General features: G+C 69.8%; 15 protein-coding genes. 6 read left to right on the forward strand and 9 right to left on the reverse strand.

Annotated elements, in window-relative coordinates:
- Window positions 1–801 (forward strand): alpha/beta hydrolase, encoded by an 801-nt coding sequence (locus tag ACFYWJ_RS00665; protein ID WP_355271496.1) that lies wholly within the window; start codon window positions 1–3, stop codon window positions 799–801.
- On the opposite strand, the gene ACFYWJ_RS00670 is transcribed toward ACFYWJ_RS00665, so the two are convergent.
- The gene (locus ACFYWJ_RS00670; protein ID WP_355271494.1) at window positions 798–1,952 is read right to left on the reverse strand and encodes a GuaB3 family IMP dehydrogenase-related protein; all 1,155 of its coding nucleotides are present in this window, start codon (window positions 1,950–1,952) and stop codon (window positions 798–800) included. The two genes, ACFYWJ_RS00665 and ACFYWJ_RS00670, sit on opposite strands and share 4 nt — an antisense overlap.
- A 110-nt stretch (window positions 1,953–2,062) precedes the next feature.
- Window positions 2,063–3,607, reverse strand: a complete 1,545-nt coding sequence (gene guaB / locus ACFYWJ_RS00675; RefSeq protein WP_355271492.1) for an IMP dehydrogenase — start codon at window positions 3,605–3,607, stop codon at window positions 2,063–2,065.
- Between the two features lie 216 nt (window positions 3,608–3,823).
- On the opposite strand from guaB, the gene ACFYWJ_RS00680 reads away from it, so the two are divergent.
- Complete coding sequence (locus ACFYWJ_RS00680; protein WP_022567296.1) at window positions 3,824–4,237, forward strand: DUF5319 domain-containing protein; 414 nt, start codon at window positions 3,824–3,826, stop codon at window positions 4,235–4,237.
- Between the two features lie 130 nt (window positions 4,238–4,367).
- Here ACFYWJ_RS00680 and ACFYWJ_RS00685 read toward each other — a convergent pair whose 3' ends face one another.
- From ACFYWJ_RS00685 to ACFYWJ_RS00695, 3 genes are all read right to left on the reverse strand, one after another.
- A complete protein-coding gene (locus ACFYWJ_RS00685) occupies window positions 4,368–5,375 on the reverse strand; it encodes an anti-sigma-D factor RsdA (RefSeq protein ID WP_355271490.1) in 1,008 nt (335 codons plus the stop codon).
- Window positions 5,376–5,484: 109 nt separating this feature from the next.
- Window positions 5,485–6,063, reverse strand: a complete 579-nt coding sequence (locus ACFYWJ_RS00690) for a sigma-70 family RNA polymerase sigma factor (protein ID WP_110037079.1) — start codon at window positions 6,061–6,063, stop codon at window positions 5,485–5,487.
- Window positions 6,064–6,220: 157 nt separating this feature from the next.
- Complete coding sequence (locus ACFYWJ_RS00695) at window positions 6,221–6,964, reverse strand: hypothetical protein (RefSeq protein WP_355271488.1); 744 nt, start codon at window positions 6,962–6,964, stop codon at window positions 6,221–6,223.
- Between the two features lie 713 nt (window positions 6,965–7,677).
- Here ACFYWJ_RS00695 and ACFYWJ_RS00700 point away from each other — a divergent pair.
- The 3 genes from ACFYWJ_RS00700 (at window position 7,678) to ACFYWJ_RS00710 (ending at window position 8,967) form a co-directional block, all read left to right on the forward strand.
- Complete coding sequence (locus ACFYWJ_RS00700; protein ID WP_022567299.1) at window positions 7,678–7,971, forward strand: WhiB family transcriptional regulator; 294 nt, start codon at window positions 7,678–7,680, stop codon at window positions 7,969–7,971.
- Between the two features lie 125 nt (window positions 7,972–8,096).
- Complete coding sequence (locus ACFYWJ_RS00705; RefSeq protein ID WP_355271485.1) at window positions 8,097–8,714, forward strand: sigma-70 family RNA polymerase sigma factor; 618 nt, start codon at window positions 8,097–8,099, stop codon at window positions 8,712–8,714.
- 1 nt (window position 8,715) lies between these two features.
- On the forward strand, window positions 8,716–8,967 hold the full coding sequence (locus ACFYWJ_RS00710; RefSeq protein WP_355271484.1) for a hypothetical protein: 252 nt from the start codon (window positions 8,716–8,718) through the stop codon (window positions 8,965–8,967).
- A gap of 60 nt (window positions 8,968–9,027) precedes the next feature.
- Here ACFYWJ_RS00710 and groL read toward each other — a convergent pair whose 3' ends face one another.
- Window positions 9,028–10,638, reverse strand: a complete 1,611-nt coding sequence (gene groL, locus ACFYWJ_RS00715; RefSeq protein ID WP_355271482.1) for a chaperonin GroEL — start codon at window positions 10,636–10,638, stop codon at window positions 9,028–9,030.
- 83 nt (window positions 10,639–10,721) lie between these two features.
- Window positions 10,722–11,021, reverse strand: a complete 300-nt coding sequence (groES, locus tag ACFYWJ_RS00720; RefSeq protein WP_019045169.1) for a co-chaperone GroES — start codon at window positions 11,019–11,021, stop codon at window positions 10,722–10,724.
- A 363-nt stretch (window positions 11,022–11,384) separates the two neighbouring features.
- On the opposite strand from groES, the gene ACFYWJ_RS00725 reads away from it, so the two are divergent.
- On the forward strand, window positions 11,385–12,899 hold the full coding sequence (locus ACFYWJ_RS00725) for an Hsp70 family protein (RefSeq protein ID WP_355271480.1): 1,515 nt from the start codon (window positions 11,385–11,387) through the stop codon (window positions 12,897–12,899).
- A 31-nt stretch (window positions 12,900–12,930) separates the two neighbouring features.
- Here ACFYWJ_RS00725 and tsaD read toward each other — a convergent pair whose 3' ends face one another.
- Window positions 12,931–13,977: a tRNA (adenosine(37)-N6)-threonylcarbamoyltransferase complex transferase subunit TsaD gene (gene tsaD, locus ACFYWJ_RS00730; protein WP_355271478.1), complete on the reverse strand. Its 1,047-nt coding sequence runs from the start codon at window positions 13,975–13,977 to the stop codon at window positions 12,931–12,933.
- Window positions 13,974–14,468 (reverse strand): ribosomal protein S18-alanine N-acetyltransferase, encoded by a 495-nt coding sequence (gene rimI, locus ACFYWJ_RS00735; protein WP_218717760.1) that lies wholly within the window; start codon window positions 14,466–14,468, stop codon window positions 13,974–13,976. The genes tsaD and rimI overlap by 4 nt, the downstream gene beginning before the upstream one ends.
- Window positions 14,469–14,483: the final 15 nt, after the last annotated feature.

The raw sequence follows: 14,483 nt of genomic DNA on the forward strand, positions 1-14,483 counted from the left end.
GTGCCATTCGCCCGCGCGATCGATGCCGACATCTACTACGAGGACAGCGGTGGCACGGGGCCGGTGGTGTTGCTCGCCCACGAATTCTTCATGGACCGCACGATGTTCGCCTCGCAGCAGGCCAGCCTGGCTCCCGAATTCCGGATCGTCGCCTGGGACGCCCGCGGGCACGGCCGCACCAAGGATCAGCGGTTGCCGTTCACGTACTGGACCGCCGCGCGCGACGCGCTGACCGTCCTCGACGACATCGGCGCCGAACGCGCCGTGGTCGGCGGCACCGCGCAAGGGGGCTTCACGGCCTTGCGGACCGCGCTGGTCGCCCCGGAGCGGGTCGCCGCGCTCATCCTCATCAGCACCGAGGCGCACGGGCCGACCAGGGAGCAGTCCACCGCGACCCAGCGCTTCCTCGACGAATGGCACGACAGGGGGTCACGCGCGGAAGCCGCCGACCGCCTGGCCGACTGGCTGATCGGCGACGACGCCTGGCACCGCGACGTCTGGACCAAGCGCTGGGTCTGCGACGCGCACCACGGCCTCGACGCCGCCGTCGGCTGCCTGCTCGGGCGCGACTCGGTGCTGGACCGGCTGCGCGAGATCACCTGCCCCGCGCTGATCATCCACGCCACCCACAGCGGCATCGCGGGCGAACGCGCCCGCACGCTGGCCGACGGGCTCACCGCCTCCACCTTCCTGGAGATCGATGGCGCCCGCCTGGCCGTCACGATGACCCACCCGGAACCGGTCAACGCGGCGATCGCGCGGTTCCTGCGCGAGCGGGTCTCGCTGACCCACGTGCGTTAGCGGACGCTGAGCCCGACCTTCTGGAATTCCTTGAGGTCGGAGTAGCCGGCCTTGGCCATCGAGCGGCGCAGGCCACCGACCAGGTTCAGCGAGCCGAATGGGTCGTCGGAGGGGCCGTAGAGGACGCGCTCGAGGTTCGGGCGGGTCACCGTGCCGTCGGCGCCGTCCAGCCAGGACTCGTCGACCGGCAGGAACGAGCCGCGCGGCACCGAGGGGTGCGCGGTCGCCGAGGGCCAGTACCAGCCGCGTCCGGGCGCCTCGGCCGACACCGACAGCGGCACACCGAGCATCACGGCGTCGGCGCCGCAGGCGATGGCCTTGGCGAGCTGGCCGGAGGTGGCGACGTCACCGTCGGCGATGACGTGCACGTAGCGGCCGCCGGTCTCGTCGAGGTAGTCGCGGCGGGCCGCGGCGGCGTCGGCGATCGCGGTCGCCATCGGCACGCCGATGCCGAGCACCTCACCGGTGGTGGTGGCGCCCGGGTAGGAGCCGTAGCCCACGATGACGCCCGCGGCGCCGGTGCGCATCAGGTGCAGCGCGGTGCGGTGGTCGCTCACGCCACCGGCGACGACCGGCACGTCCAGCTCGGCGATGAAGGTCTTCAGGTTCAGCGGCTCACCGTCGCCGACGTGCTCGGCGGAGATGATGGTGCCCTGCACCACCAGCAGGTCGACGCCGGCCTGCACCAGCGCCGGGGTCAGCGCCCGCGCGTTCTGCGGGCTGACCCGCACCGCGGTGGTTACGCCCGCCGCGCGCACCTGCGCGACCGCGGCCGCCAGCAGGTCGGGCTGCATGGGCGCGGCGTGTAATTCCTGCAGCAGGGAGATCGCGCGTTCGTAACCCCCCTTGTCGACGAGATCGATCAGCTGGTCGATCTTGTCCTGGACATCGGCGTGCCGGGCCCACAGGCCCTCGCCGTTGATCACGCCGAGACCGCCGAGGCGGCCCAGCTCGATCGCGAACTCCGGGGAGACCAGCGCGTCGGTGGGGTGCGAGAGCACCGGGATCTCGAACCGGTAGGCGTCGAGCTGCCAGGCCAGCGAGACCTGCTTGGACGACCGGGTCCGCCGCGAGGGGACGATGTCCACGTCGTCGAGCTCGTAGGTCCGCCGAGCGACCCTGCCCATTCCGATTTCCACCATGTCGCGCACAGTTGCTCCCTGTGTTCGGGCGCGCGTGTGCGCGCGTTGTCGCGGTCAGGACGACCGCATGGCTGTGCGCCGGGAGCGTACCTCCCGGCGCACAAACGCATCTATTGTACTCAGCCGCGCCCGGTGTAGTTCGGGGCCTCGACGGTCATGGTGATGTCGTGCGGGTGGCTCTCCTTGAGGCCCGCCGCGGTGATCTGCACGAACTGCGCGTTCTGCAGGTGCTCGATGTTCTGCGAGCCCGTGTAGCCCATGGCCGCGCGCAGGCCGCCGACGAGCTGGTGGATCACCTGGTTGACCGGGCCGCGGAACGGCACGCGTCCCTCGATGCCCTCGGGGACCAGCTTGTCCTCGGCGAGCACGTCGTCCTGGAAGTAGCGGTCCTTGGAGTACGACTTGGCCTGGCCGCGGCCCTGCATGGCGCCGAGCGAGCCCATGCCGCGGTAGCTCTTGAACTGCTTGCCGTTGACCAGGATCAGGTCGCCGGGGGCCTCGGCGGTGCCGGCGAGCAGCGAGCCGAGCATCACGGTGGAGGCGCCTGCCGCGATGGCCTTGGCGACGTCACCGGAGTACTGCACGCCACCGTCGGCGATCACCGGAACACCGGCGGCCTTGCACGCGGCCACGGCCTCGAGGATCGCGGTGATCTGCGGCGCGCCGACACCGGCGACCACGCGGGTGGTGCAGATGGAGCCGGGGCCGACACCCACCTTCACCGCGTCCACGCCCGCCTCGACGAGCGCGGCGGCACCGGCCCTGGTCGCGACGTTGCCGCCGACGATCTGGATGCGGTCGCCCACCTCGGCCTTGACCTTGGCGACCATCTGCAGCACCTGCGACTGGTGGCCGTGCGCGGTGTCGACGATCAGCACGTCGACCTGGGCGTCGGCCAACGTCATCGCGCGCGACCAGGAGTCCTCGCCGACGCCGATCGCGGCGCCGACCAGCAGGCGGCCGTCGCGGTCCTTGGTGGCGTTGGGGTACTGATCGGTCTTGACGAAGTCCTTGACCGTGATCAGGCCGCGCAGGCGGCCGTTGCCGTCGACGATCGGCAGCTTCTCGATCTTGTGGCGGCGCAGCAGACCCAGCGCGGCCTCGGCGGTGACGCCCTCCTGGGCGGTGATCAGCGGCGCCTTGGTCATCACCTCGTCGACGCGGCGCTCCTGATCGACCTCGAAGCGCATGTCCCGGTTGGTGATGATGCCCACCAGCGCGCCGGTCTCGTCCACCACGGGCAGGCCCGAGATGCGGAACCGGGCGCACATGGCGTCGACCTCGGCGAGGGTGTCGGTGGGACGACAGGTGACCGGGTCGGTCACCATGCCCGCCTCCGAGCGCTTCACCGTCTCCACCTGGGCGGCCTGATCGGCGGCCGACAGGTTGCGGTGCAGCACGCCCATACCGCCGGCCCGCGCCATCGCGATGGCCATGCGGGCCTCGGTGACGGTATCCATGGCCGAACTCACCAGCGGGGTGCGCAGGGTGATCTCCCTGGTGAGCCTGCTGGAGGTCTCGACGGAACTGGGGATGAGATCCGAGGCGGCAGGCAGCAACAGCACGTCGTCGAACGTGAGGCCGAGCATGGCGATCTTGGTCGGATCGTCGCCACCCGTAGGAGGGCGCACCGCGATTCGTTCGCCCGACACGGGATTACTCATTCGGATCGACCCCTCCTGGTCGTCGGTAGCAACCGACGCCGAAGATGCAGCGCGACGGTGCTGAGCGGAAATGATTGATGGTCGGTGAGAACAAGCTCGCCGACGCCTGCATTCCATGGTATCCGGCGGGCGAACACGCCTGTGAAGTGAGCCCCGCGGCAAACTTGCCCGGTGCATCGCTGGCGCAGACCACCAAGTACTGCGTACCGTGGGGATGTGCGTGACCATCTACCACCTGGCCTGCCGCCGGATCCCTTCGCCGGAGACCCCTCCGACCCGTCTGCCGCGCTCGATGCGATCGAGCCCGGTGAGCCGCTGGATCCTCATGAGCGCCTCGCGGTCGAGGAAGATCTCGCCGACCTCGCCGTCTACGAAGCCCTGCTGGCCCATCGCGGCATCCGCGGGCTCGTCGTCAGCTGCGAGGATTGTCGGCAAGATCACTACCACGACTGGGACATGCTGCGGGCGAACCTGCTCCAGCTACTCGTCGACGGCACCGTCCGTCCGCACGAGCCCGCCTACGACCCGACGCCCGAGGCGTACGTCACCTGGGACTACTGCCGCGGCTACGCGGATGCCTCGATGAACGAGGCGTTCCACGGCGACGGATTCGACGGCTTCGACAACTGAGCCGCCCGCGCGGCGTCGCTCCCCCGCTCCGGTCACGCGTGCGCGGGGGACGATGCCGCACGGCATCCGCGAACACAACGACGAAGGCCCCGAACCTGAGGTTCGGGGCCTTCGTCGTGGATCGGGACGATCAGGATGACGGCACGGCGGGCGGTGCGGGCAGGATCGTCAAGGCGGGTGGCGTCTGCAGGGTCGGCGGCACCGTCGGCGGCGCGGGTGCCGACGTCGGAACCACCGTCGGCACGGTGACCGGCGGCGGCACGGCGATGGTCGTCTGCGGCGTCGTCGGGTCGACCGTCACCGGGGGCGGCGTGGTCGGCACCGTGGTCACCGGCGGCACCGTGGGTTCGGTGGGCTCGGTGGTGACCGGCGGAACGACCGGCTTGGTCTCCGAACCGGGACCCGGCGTCTGCATGATCACCGGCGGCTCGGACGACGGATCGGTGGTCCCACCGGGACCGGTCGGCGCCACCGGAGCGGTGCTGCCCGGGTTGGTCGACGGCGAGGCGGGCGACGGCGAGGTCGGCTTGGTCTGTCCGGGCGAGGTGGGCGCCACCGGTGCCAGCTGGGCGGCGATCTCCGGTGCGCGCTTGGCCAGCTCGTCACGCAGCAGGTTCCAGCGGGCGACCAGATCCTCCCGCTTGCCCTGGTCGTTGACCTGGCTCGCGGTGGCCGAAGCCTGTTCCAGCCGGGCCCGCGCCTGCTCCGGATTACCGGATTCGAGCAGGTTCTGCGCGGCGACCAGATCGTCGTCGGCACGCGCCACGACGGTCGACTGCGCCTGTTCGCTGAACACGACCTCCTTGACGCGCCACAGCGGATCGCCGGGTGCCGCGCTGTAGGAGAACGCTGTGATACCGCCGAAGACCACGGCCAGTGCCGCGGCCGCGCCGAGAAGGGGGCGTACCAGCCGTAGACGTCCGCGCGAGGAAGCTCCGACTCGAACCTGCCGCGCGCCGATCTCCTGGTTGACCGCCGCGAACACGGTGTCCAGATCAGGACCCGCGGGCATCGGCTCGGCCAGCAGGTCAGCTCGCCAATCCGCGAGCAACGACGCCAGCTGGAACTCCTCGGGGCTGTCGGTACGCACCGGGCCGTCGCTCGCGATCGCGTCGATCAGCGCATCGTCGCTGCGCACCGCCGCAATGTCGACCGGACCGGAATCACCGGCATCCTCGGCGGCGTAGGGACCGCTGTCGTGCGACCCACGCCAAACCTTCCGGTCGCCTCGACCGCGCTCGCCATCCCTAGCCATACATTTCACCTGCCCTCGCCACTTGTGACTTCAGTTTCGCGAGTGCCCTGTGCTGGGCTACTCGTATCGCCCCCGCCGTGCTGCCCACGGCGACTGCGGTTTCCTCTGCTGACAGACCCATGACCAAGCGCAGGATCAGGATTTCCCGATGTTTCTCGGGGAGCGTGGCCAGCAGAGTGTTCATCTGCCTGCTCGTCTCCGAGTCGAGAGCTCGCTGCTCCGGTCCCTGGTCGGTGGATATGACATCTGGTACTTCGGCCATCGCCTCCGCCTTGTTACGGGCGGCGTTGCGATGGGCGTCGGCGACCTTGTGCGAAGCGATTCCGTATACGAAGGCCATGAAGGGCCGACCCTGATCCTGATAGCGGGGCAGGGCGGTCATCACAGCCAAACAGACCTCTTGCGCAACATCATCCGCGGAGAGCTGCCCGCGCTCCGCGGCACCGATCCTGGCCCGGCAGTAGCGGACTACCAGCGGTCGGATCAGTTCCAGTACCTGAGCTAAAGCAGTCCTGTCGCCCTGCGCAGCCGCAGCGACGGCGAGGTCCAACTCTTCGCCCATATGCGTCATCGTCAGAGATTTTCCTGGCGTTACGAGTGGCGCGGTCCAATGTGACCGAGCTTCCACCGAAGGGGCGGAACGGAACTAACAATAGCGACCCGTTGATCACCCGCCAGCGGGCCTGGTCCCTTCTATGAGACCTCTCAGGAAGATCACCGGGAGCGGGTCACGAGGACGGCAGCGTGAAATCCCCGCCCCACCCGCGGATCCGGGCCGCATGATCTGCGGCTTCGGCCGCGGCGACCCGCGCTTCGGGCTCGTCGCACACCCCGGCGCGCAGCATCGCGGTGGCCCAGCGCAGTGGCAGCAGACCGTGTTCGGCGCAGTCGGCGTCGACCGCGCGGGCGCGCAGCGCCGAGCCCGCCGGGTCGCCCGCGGCGGCGGTCGCGGCGGCGACGAGCAGTGCCGATTTCACCCGGTGCCGGGCCGACGGCAGCGCGGCGGCCAGTGCCACCGCGGTCTCGGCGTCGCGCAGCGCAGGCGCGGCCGCGCCACCGGCGAGCGCGGTCTCCGCGCGCACCCAGTGCCAGCGCACCGCGCAGCGGGCGGGCGCGTCGGCCAGCAGCGGTTCCACCCGGCCGAGCAGCCTGCGCGCCAGGGCGAGCCTGCCGGTGCCGAGGGCGTCGGCGGCCAGGCCGGTGTAGGCGTCGGCCAGCGCCTCGGCGCGGTCGGTTCCGGCGGCGCCGAGGGCGAGCGTCGCCGCGCGGCCGTCGAAAGCCGCGGCCGCGGCGTGCCCGCCGAGCTGGCGCAGCAGCGAGCCGCGGGTGCTCTCGACGCGCGAGCGCAGCGCCGGATCGATCCGCGCGCGGGACAGCGTCGACAGTTCCGCCCTGGCGGCGGCGTAGCGCCCCTGCGCCCCGAGCGCGACCGCGCGATACCACCTGTCCAGGGGGGTTGCCGGCGTCGGCAACTCCGCAGCGGCAGCGCCGGGGGTGGGCCCGAAAGCAGTCGAAACGAGTATTTCGGAACCGATATCCGCGGGTGAAGCCGTTGTCTGCACGCCGAGACTGTAGCCGCCACGGGCGCCGGGCCGTTCTCGTGATATGTCACCACGGTCCCGGCACAGCTACCGATCAGCTTTTCCATCGGCGGTGCATGTTGCCATCAGGTAAATCTCCGCCCGCCGACTCCACTACCGCAAAGTTTCGAATTCACATGCGTTTCGCGCAATTAACCTCGGCGCCCCGATTACGCCATCTGCACCCCGTCCACGGACGACCCCCGTTGTGACCCGCAACACCCGCCCGACCGGCGGCTCTGTCGGCCGAAACCGGCTCTGCCTGGCGCGACCTGGGGAAATACCGTACGCCGCGAGCACCACGCTGGGACCCGGCCATAGCCAACCGAACAGTATGAACGGACCGGGCATGAAATGTAAACAGTGCGCAGGTTAAATTTCAGCGTTGCGGATTTGCGGTACCAATGCGTCGAACTATTGACGGAAATTCCCGCGTGCACCTAACGTAGCTCATCGCCGGGGTCGGCGCCGCGCGAAATTGCAGCGACCACCTACGGCACCGTCAGGCACCGTCGAGCCGGCCATCTCCGCGCGAGGTGGCACGAAGACCTGCCGCACCACGTCGCTCGACAACGCTGACGAGCTCGCACCACAAGGAGTTCACCATGCCCATGCCCACTCACCTTCCCGGCCCGAACGCCGATGTCTGGGATTGGCAGATGCGCGGCTCGTGCCGCGGCCAGGACTCCGCGGTCTTCTTCCATCCCGACGGCGAACGTGGCCGCGCCCGCACCGCGCGCGAGATGCGCGCCAAGGAGATCTGCCGGGCCTGCCCCGTGCTGATGCAGTGCCGTACCCACGCGCTCAAGGTGAGCGAGCCGTACGGCATCTGGGGCGGGATGTCGGAGACCGAACGCGAGATGCACGCGCGCCGCAACCGGCGCCGTATGGCCGTCTAGATACTTCGGCAAATCAACTCCCATCCGCCCGGCGTGGCGTGCCGAATCTCTAGCAAACAGCTGGCACCCGAACAAGGCACCCCCGGGCGGAGGGAGGTCATAGCCGCGGGCTACATTCGTGACCGATGACACAGAATGGGTTCCGAAGCGAAGCCTTCCCACCGAGCGTGGATTCTGCGGTTACCGCACGCGCGGCCGAAGGAGTCGAGCTAGCTGCACTGTTGGAACGATGCGGCCTGTCCGACCAGCAAGCCTTTGCCGAACTGTACGACCGGACGTCTGCGCGCGTCTTCGGCCTGATCCTGCGGGTCCTGCACGACCCGGGGTACGCGGAGGAGACCACGCAAGAGGTCTATCTGCAGATCTGGCGCACCGCAACGAGTTTCGACCCCACCAAGGGGTCGGCGGTGACCTGGCTGATGACGTTGGCGCACCGGCGAGCGGTCGACCGGGTTCGTGCCGAGCAAGCCCACACCCAGCGCGAAGTCGCCTACGGGATCCGGGTGCTCGGCAACGAATTCGACGAGGTCACGGAGGAGGTGGAACGCAGACTCGAACAACAGGCCGTCCAGCGCGGGCTCTCGACATTGACCGAGACGCAGCGCGAGGCGATCTCGCTCGCCTACTACGGCGGGCGCACCTATGCGGAGGTAGCTCAGCACCTCGGCATCGGACTACCGACCGTCAAGTCCCGTATTCGGGACGGACTGACACGACTGAAGAAAAGTTTGGGGGTGACGTGAGATGAACGAAGCCCAGATCGATCTCGCGCACACCGTCGCGCTCGGATTGATCGACGACGAAGACCATCACGCGATCCAGACCATCATCGATACCGAAGACTCCGTCCTCTGTACCGAGTTCCTCCACGAGATCCGGGGCACCCGCACGGTTCTCGCCGAACTCGGTGCGAGTACACCGACCCCTCCTCCCCCCTCCCTGCGTGCGCGCCTGCTGGCCGCGATCGACGCCGAAGAGCCCCCGGTAGCCAGCTAGCGCGCGAAACGAAAGGCCCCCGAACCGCACCGCGGTCCAGGGGCCTTCGTCATGTCCGGCTCAGTGCGCGTGACCGTGATGCCCGTGGTCGTCGGCCTCCTCGACCGGCTTGTCCACGATGGCGCTCTCGGTGGTCAGGATCATCCGCGCGACCGAGGCGGCGTTCACCACGGCGGAACGGGTCACCTTGACCGGATCGACGACACCGTCGGTGAGCAGATCACCGTAGGCGAGGGTGGCGGCGTTGAAGCCCTCCTTGCCGTCGGCGACCTTGCTGACGACGACGGCGCCGTCGACACCGGCGTTGGTGGCGATCCAGAACAGCGGCGCCTCGAGGCCCTTGCGGACGACCTCGACGCCGACGGCCTGATCACCGGTCAGCGAGTCGCGCAGCTCGACCAGCGCGGTCGCGGCCTGCACCAGCGCGGTGCCGCCGCCGGGGACGATGCCCTCCTCGACCGCGGCCTTGGCCGCCGCGACCGCGTCGTCGACGCGGTACTTGCGCTCCTTGAGCGCGGTCTCGGTGGCCGCGCCGACGCGGATCACCGCGACGCCGCCGGCCAGCTTCGCCAGCCGCTCCTCGAGCTTCTCCCGATCCCAGTCGGAATCGGTGGCCTCGATCTCGCGGCGCAGCTGCGCGCTGCGGGCGGCGACGTCGGCCTCGGTGCCCGCGCCGTCGATCAGGACGGTCTCGTCCTTGGTGACGACGATGCGACGCGCCTGACCCAGCTGCTCGATGGTGGCCTCGCGCAGGGTGACGCCGAGATCGGGGTTGATCACGGTGCCACCGGTGACGACGGCCAGGTCGTCGAGGAACGCCTTGCGGCGGTCACCGAAGAACGGCGCCTTGACCGCGACGGCCTTGAGGGTCTTGCGGATCGAGTTGACCACCAGGGTGGACAGGGCCTCGCCCTCGATGTCCTCGGCGATGATCAGCACGGCCTTGCCGGACTCGGCGATCTTCTCGAGCACCGGCAGCAGGTCGGGCAGCGAGCTGATCTTGTCGCGGTGCAGCAGGACGTAGGTGTCCTCCAGCACGGCCTGCTGGGTCTCGGGGTCGGTCACGAAGTAGGGCGAGAGGTAGCCCTTGTCGAACTGCACACCCTCGGTGATGACGAGTTCGGTCTGCGTGGTCGAGGACTCCTCGACGGTGACGACGCCGTCCTTGCCGACGGTGGTCAGCGCCTTGCCGACCATCTCGCCGATCTCCTCGTCACGCGAGGAGACGGTGGCGACCTGGGCGATGGCCTGCTCACCGGAGACCGGGGTCGACGCGGCGAGCAGCACCTCCGACACCTTGTCGGCGGCCAGCGCGATGCCCTGGCCGAGGGAGATCGGGTTGGCGCCCGCGGCGACGTTCTTCAGGCCCGCGCGCACGAAGGCCTGGGCCAGCACGGTCGCGGTGGTGGTGCCGTCGCCCGCGACGTCGTTGGTCTTGGTGGCGACGCTCTTGACGAGCTGGGCGCCGAGGTTCTCGAAGGGGTCCTCGAGATCGATGTCACGCGCGATGGTGACACCGTCGTTGGTCACGGTCGGGCCACCGAAGGCCTTCGCCAGCACGACGTGGCGGCCACGGGGACCGAGGGTCACCTTGACGGCGTCGGCGAGCTTGTCGACACCGCGTTCCAGAGCCCGGCGAGCCTTCTCGTCGAACTCGATCTGCTTTGCCATAGAGGATTCAGCTCCTGTGTGAGAACGCAATCCGCCCCGGGTCGCGAGACGACGCCGGGGCGGAACGCGTATGCGGCGTTGGCCTACTTGGTGACGACGGCCAGGATGTCGCGCGCCGACAGGATGAGGTACTCCCCACCCTGGTACTTGATCTCGGTGCCGCCGTACTTGCTGTAGATGACGACGTCGCCTTCCTTGACGTCGACGGGGATGCGGTCACCCTTCTCGGTGATCCGGCCCTCGCCGACGGCGATGACGGTGCCCTCCTGCGGCTTCTCCTTGGCCGTGTCCGGGATGACCAGGCCGGAGGCCGTCGTCGTCTCGGCCTCGTTGGCCTGGACGAGGATCTTGTCCTCGAGCGGCTTGATGTTCACGCTCGCCACGTTGAGCCCTCCACTTTCAGGGGAATTCGGTCGTCCGGAACTGTTGTCCCGGACCGGGTTTCGGTCAGCTTGCGACTCTGCGCGTTCGCCCCGTCGTCGCGGGTGCCGGGACCCCTGCCCAGTAGTCGACTGGCACAAGCACAGCTACACAGTGCCGACTAGCACTCTATACGTGAGAGTGCCAGCGCTCAAGGCCGGGTTCTGCCAATGTCGCATTTTCGACACGCCCACACTCGCCAGTGATCTTCACATCGCTTGCCACAATCTGTAACGTTCGCATAACAGGCTGTGAAAGGATATGTATAGCGTTCCATTCGAGATGGTCGGCATCACAGAACCATCCACGCTCGAAGGGAGGTGAACATGCGAACATCCCTCGGCATTTCCGCCGGAAACGAGGTGGTGTGCTCAGCGCTGGTCGCCACCGGTCCCGCCGGTGAGCAGAGCTTCGACTACCGCGTCGTCTCGGCCGACGCGGCCCACTCCGATCTCGGCGATCTCGTGTCGTCCTCGATCGAGCTGATGACCACCCAGCTGCCCGTCACCCAGGGCGCCGCCATGGCGGGCGAACCGCTCGGGCGCTATTCCTCCGGCGCGCACCGCCGGGACGAGCCCGCCCGTTCGCGCCCACCGACCAGTGTCGCCGTCGCCTTCCGGAACCGGGAACAGGCCCAGGCCATCCGGGCCGCCACCACCCGGCACCGCGATCTGCGGCTGGTGCCCGAGGGCACCGCCGCGATGACCTACTTACGCGACACCGGCCTGCTCGACCGCTACGCCACCGTCGCGGTGGTCGATCTCGGCGCCACCGGGCTCACCGTCACCGTCGTCGACTACGCCGACGGCACGATCCTGCACACCGAGCGCACCCCGACGCTCAGCGGCAACGCCATCGACGAGCTGATCTACCACCACCTCGTCGACCTGCACTACGCCCGCCGGGGCACCAGGCCCAATCGCGGCACCCTGACCAACCGGGGCCGCGCGGCCAAGGAGCACCTGTCGATCGCGCCCGCGGTCACCATCGACCACGTGGCCGGGCAGCCGCTCAAGCTCACCCGCTCCGACTTCGAGGAGCTGATCGGCGGGCTGCTGCGCAATATCGCGCTGTTCACCGCGTCGGTCTTCACCCGGGCGCCGAAGTATCCCGAGGCGGTCGCGGTGATCGGCGGGTGCGCCAACATCCCCGCCGTCGTCGAGACGCTGCACGGCAGGCTGGACGTGCCCGTCATCACCGTGCCCGATCCGGAAGCCGTGATCGCCAAGGGCGCCGCGCTGGTCGCCGACGCGGCGGCGCCGTCGGCCCTGCAGGTAGCCGCGCTGGGCGACGCCCCGAACAGCACCTTCACCAAGGTCGCCGGGACGCTGGCGGGCGCGGTCGTGGTGGTCGGCCTGGTGATCGGCTACGGCGTGCAGGCGGTCTCGCCCGACCCCGCCGATGTCACCCCGGCGGGCACCAGCAGCACCGTGCGGCAGCCGCCGTTACCCGTGGTGCCGCAGCAGGCACCGACACCCGCCAATCGCGAGAGCACCGACCGCACCGGCGTCACCAACGCGCCGCCCACCACCGAGGTGCCGACCACCCAGGTCCCGACGACGACCACGCCGCTGATCGCGCCGCCCCCGCCACCGACGCCGGGGCAGGTCGCGCCGTCGACCACGGCGCCGACCCTGCGGCCCGATCCGAACCTGCCGCAGATCCCCTACCCGGAGTCCCCGCTGGGCCCGATCGACAGCGGGTCGTCGGGCGGCAGGCAGCAGCAGCGGCCGTCCACCCCGAACACCTCACCGAGCCAGCAGCGGCCCGCCCAGAGCCTGCTGCCGATCCCGCCGGCCGCGAGCACGCCGAGCGAAGCACCGCTCCAGCTCATCGACTAGCCGGAACGGGACCCGCGGTCCTACCGGCGATTCAGCCGCGCAGCGCGCTCACCGACACCGGCAGACCCGGATCCGTGGCGACCGTCAATTCCGCGGGCTGCGCGCCCGCCGCGATCACATGCGCGCCGAGCGCCGCGATCATCACCCCGTTGTCGGTGCACAGCCGCGGCTTGGGCACCCGCAGGGTCAATCCCGCTGCCGCGCAGCGCTCCTCGGCCAGCGAGCGGATCCGCGAATTCGCGGTGGCGCCGCCGCCGAGCACGATCGTGTCGACACCGATATCGGTCGCGGCGCGCACGGCCTTCATCGTCAGCACATCGGCCACCGCCTCCTGGAAGGACGCGGCGATGTCGGGGATCGGCAGCTGATCGGGGCCGATGCCCTGGCGCTGCGCGGCCTCGACATAGCGGGCGACCGCGGTCTTCAGGCCGGAGAAGGAGAAGTCGTAGCGCGCGTCGCGCGGACCGGTCATGCCGCGCGGGAACGCGATCGCGCGCGGATCCCCGTCCTTGGCGGCCGCGTCCAGGTAGGGGCCGCCGGGGTAGCCGAGGCCGAGCAGCCGGGCGACCTTGTCGAAGGCCTCGCCCGCGGCGTCGTCGACGGTGCTGCCGAGCTCGGTGATCGGCGAGCCCAGATCGGTGACCTGCAGCAGGTGGGTGTGCCCACCGGAGACGAGCAGCGCCACCGCGGGCGGCAGCGGCCCGTGCTCGAGCGTGTCCACCGCGACGTGCCCGCCGAGGTGGTTGAGCGCGTAGAACGGCACATCCCAGGCGGCCGCGTAGGCCTTGGCCGCCGCGACGCCGACCAGCAGCGCACCGGCGAGGCCGGGACCGATGGTGACGGCGAGCGCGTCGGGCTTGCTGATCCCGGCCGCGGCCAGCGCCCGGCGCATGGCGGGCACGATCGCCTCGAGATGCGCGCGCGAGGCGATCTCGGGGACCACGCCGCCGAAGCGCGCGTGCTGGTCGACGCTGGAGGCCACCTCGTCGGCGAGCAGTTCCAGCGAACCATCCGGGTGGCGCCGGACGATGCCGACTCCCGTTTCGTCGCACGAGCTTTCGATGCCCATGACGATCACGACAGCACCTCGTCCTGCCTGCCGCGCGCGGCCCATTCGTCGGCCGCCACGGTGAGTTCGGGCCGCCGCATGGTGTACGCGTCGGCGCCGCTGGGGTGGTAGTAGTTCTTGCGCAGCCCGATGATGTGGAAACCGTGCTTGGCGTAGAGCGCGATCGCGGGCGCGTTGTCGGTGCGGACCTCGAGGAACACCGGCCCGCCGCGTTCGGCGGCGGTGGCCAGCAGCGCCTCCAGCAGCAGGGTGCCGATACCGCCGCGATGACAGTCCGGATCGACGCCGATGGTGTGCACCTCGGCCTCGGGATGCGCGGCGTCACCGAGCAGCGCGATGCCCGCGTAGCCGACCATCGCGCCGTTCGCGTCGCGGGCGGTGATGTAGCGGTTGTGCGCGCCCGCCAGCTCGGAGCGGAACGACACCGCCTGCCACGGGTCGTCCTCGGGGAACAGCAGGTGCTCGAGCTCGACGCAGCGGTCGATGTCGTGCACCGTCATCGGTTCGATCCGGTA

Origin of the sequence: Nocardia sp. NPDC003269 (assembly GCF_042888005.1) — a bacterium.
In the GTDB taxonomy this organism is placed as follows: Bacteria; Actinomycetota; Actinomycetes; order Mycobacteriales; family Mycobacteriaceae; genus Nocardia.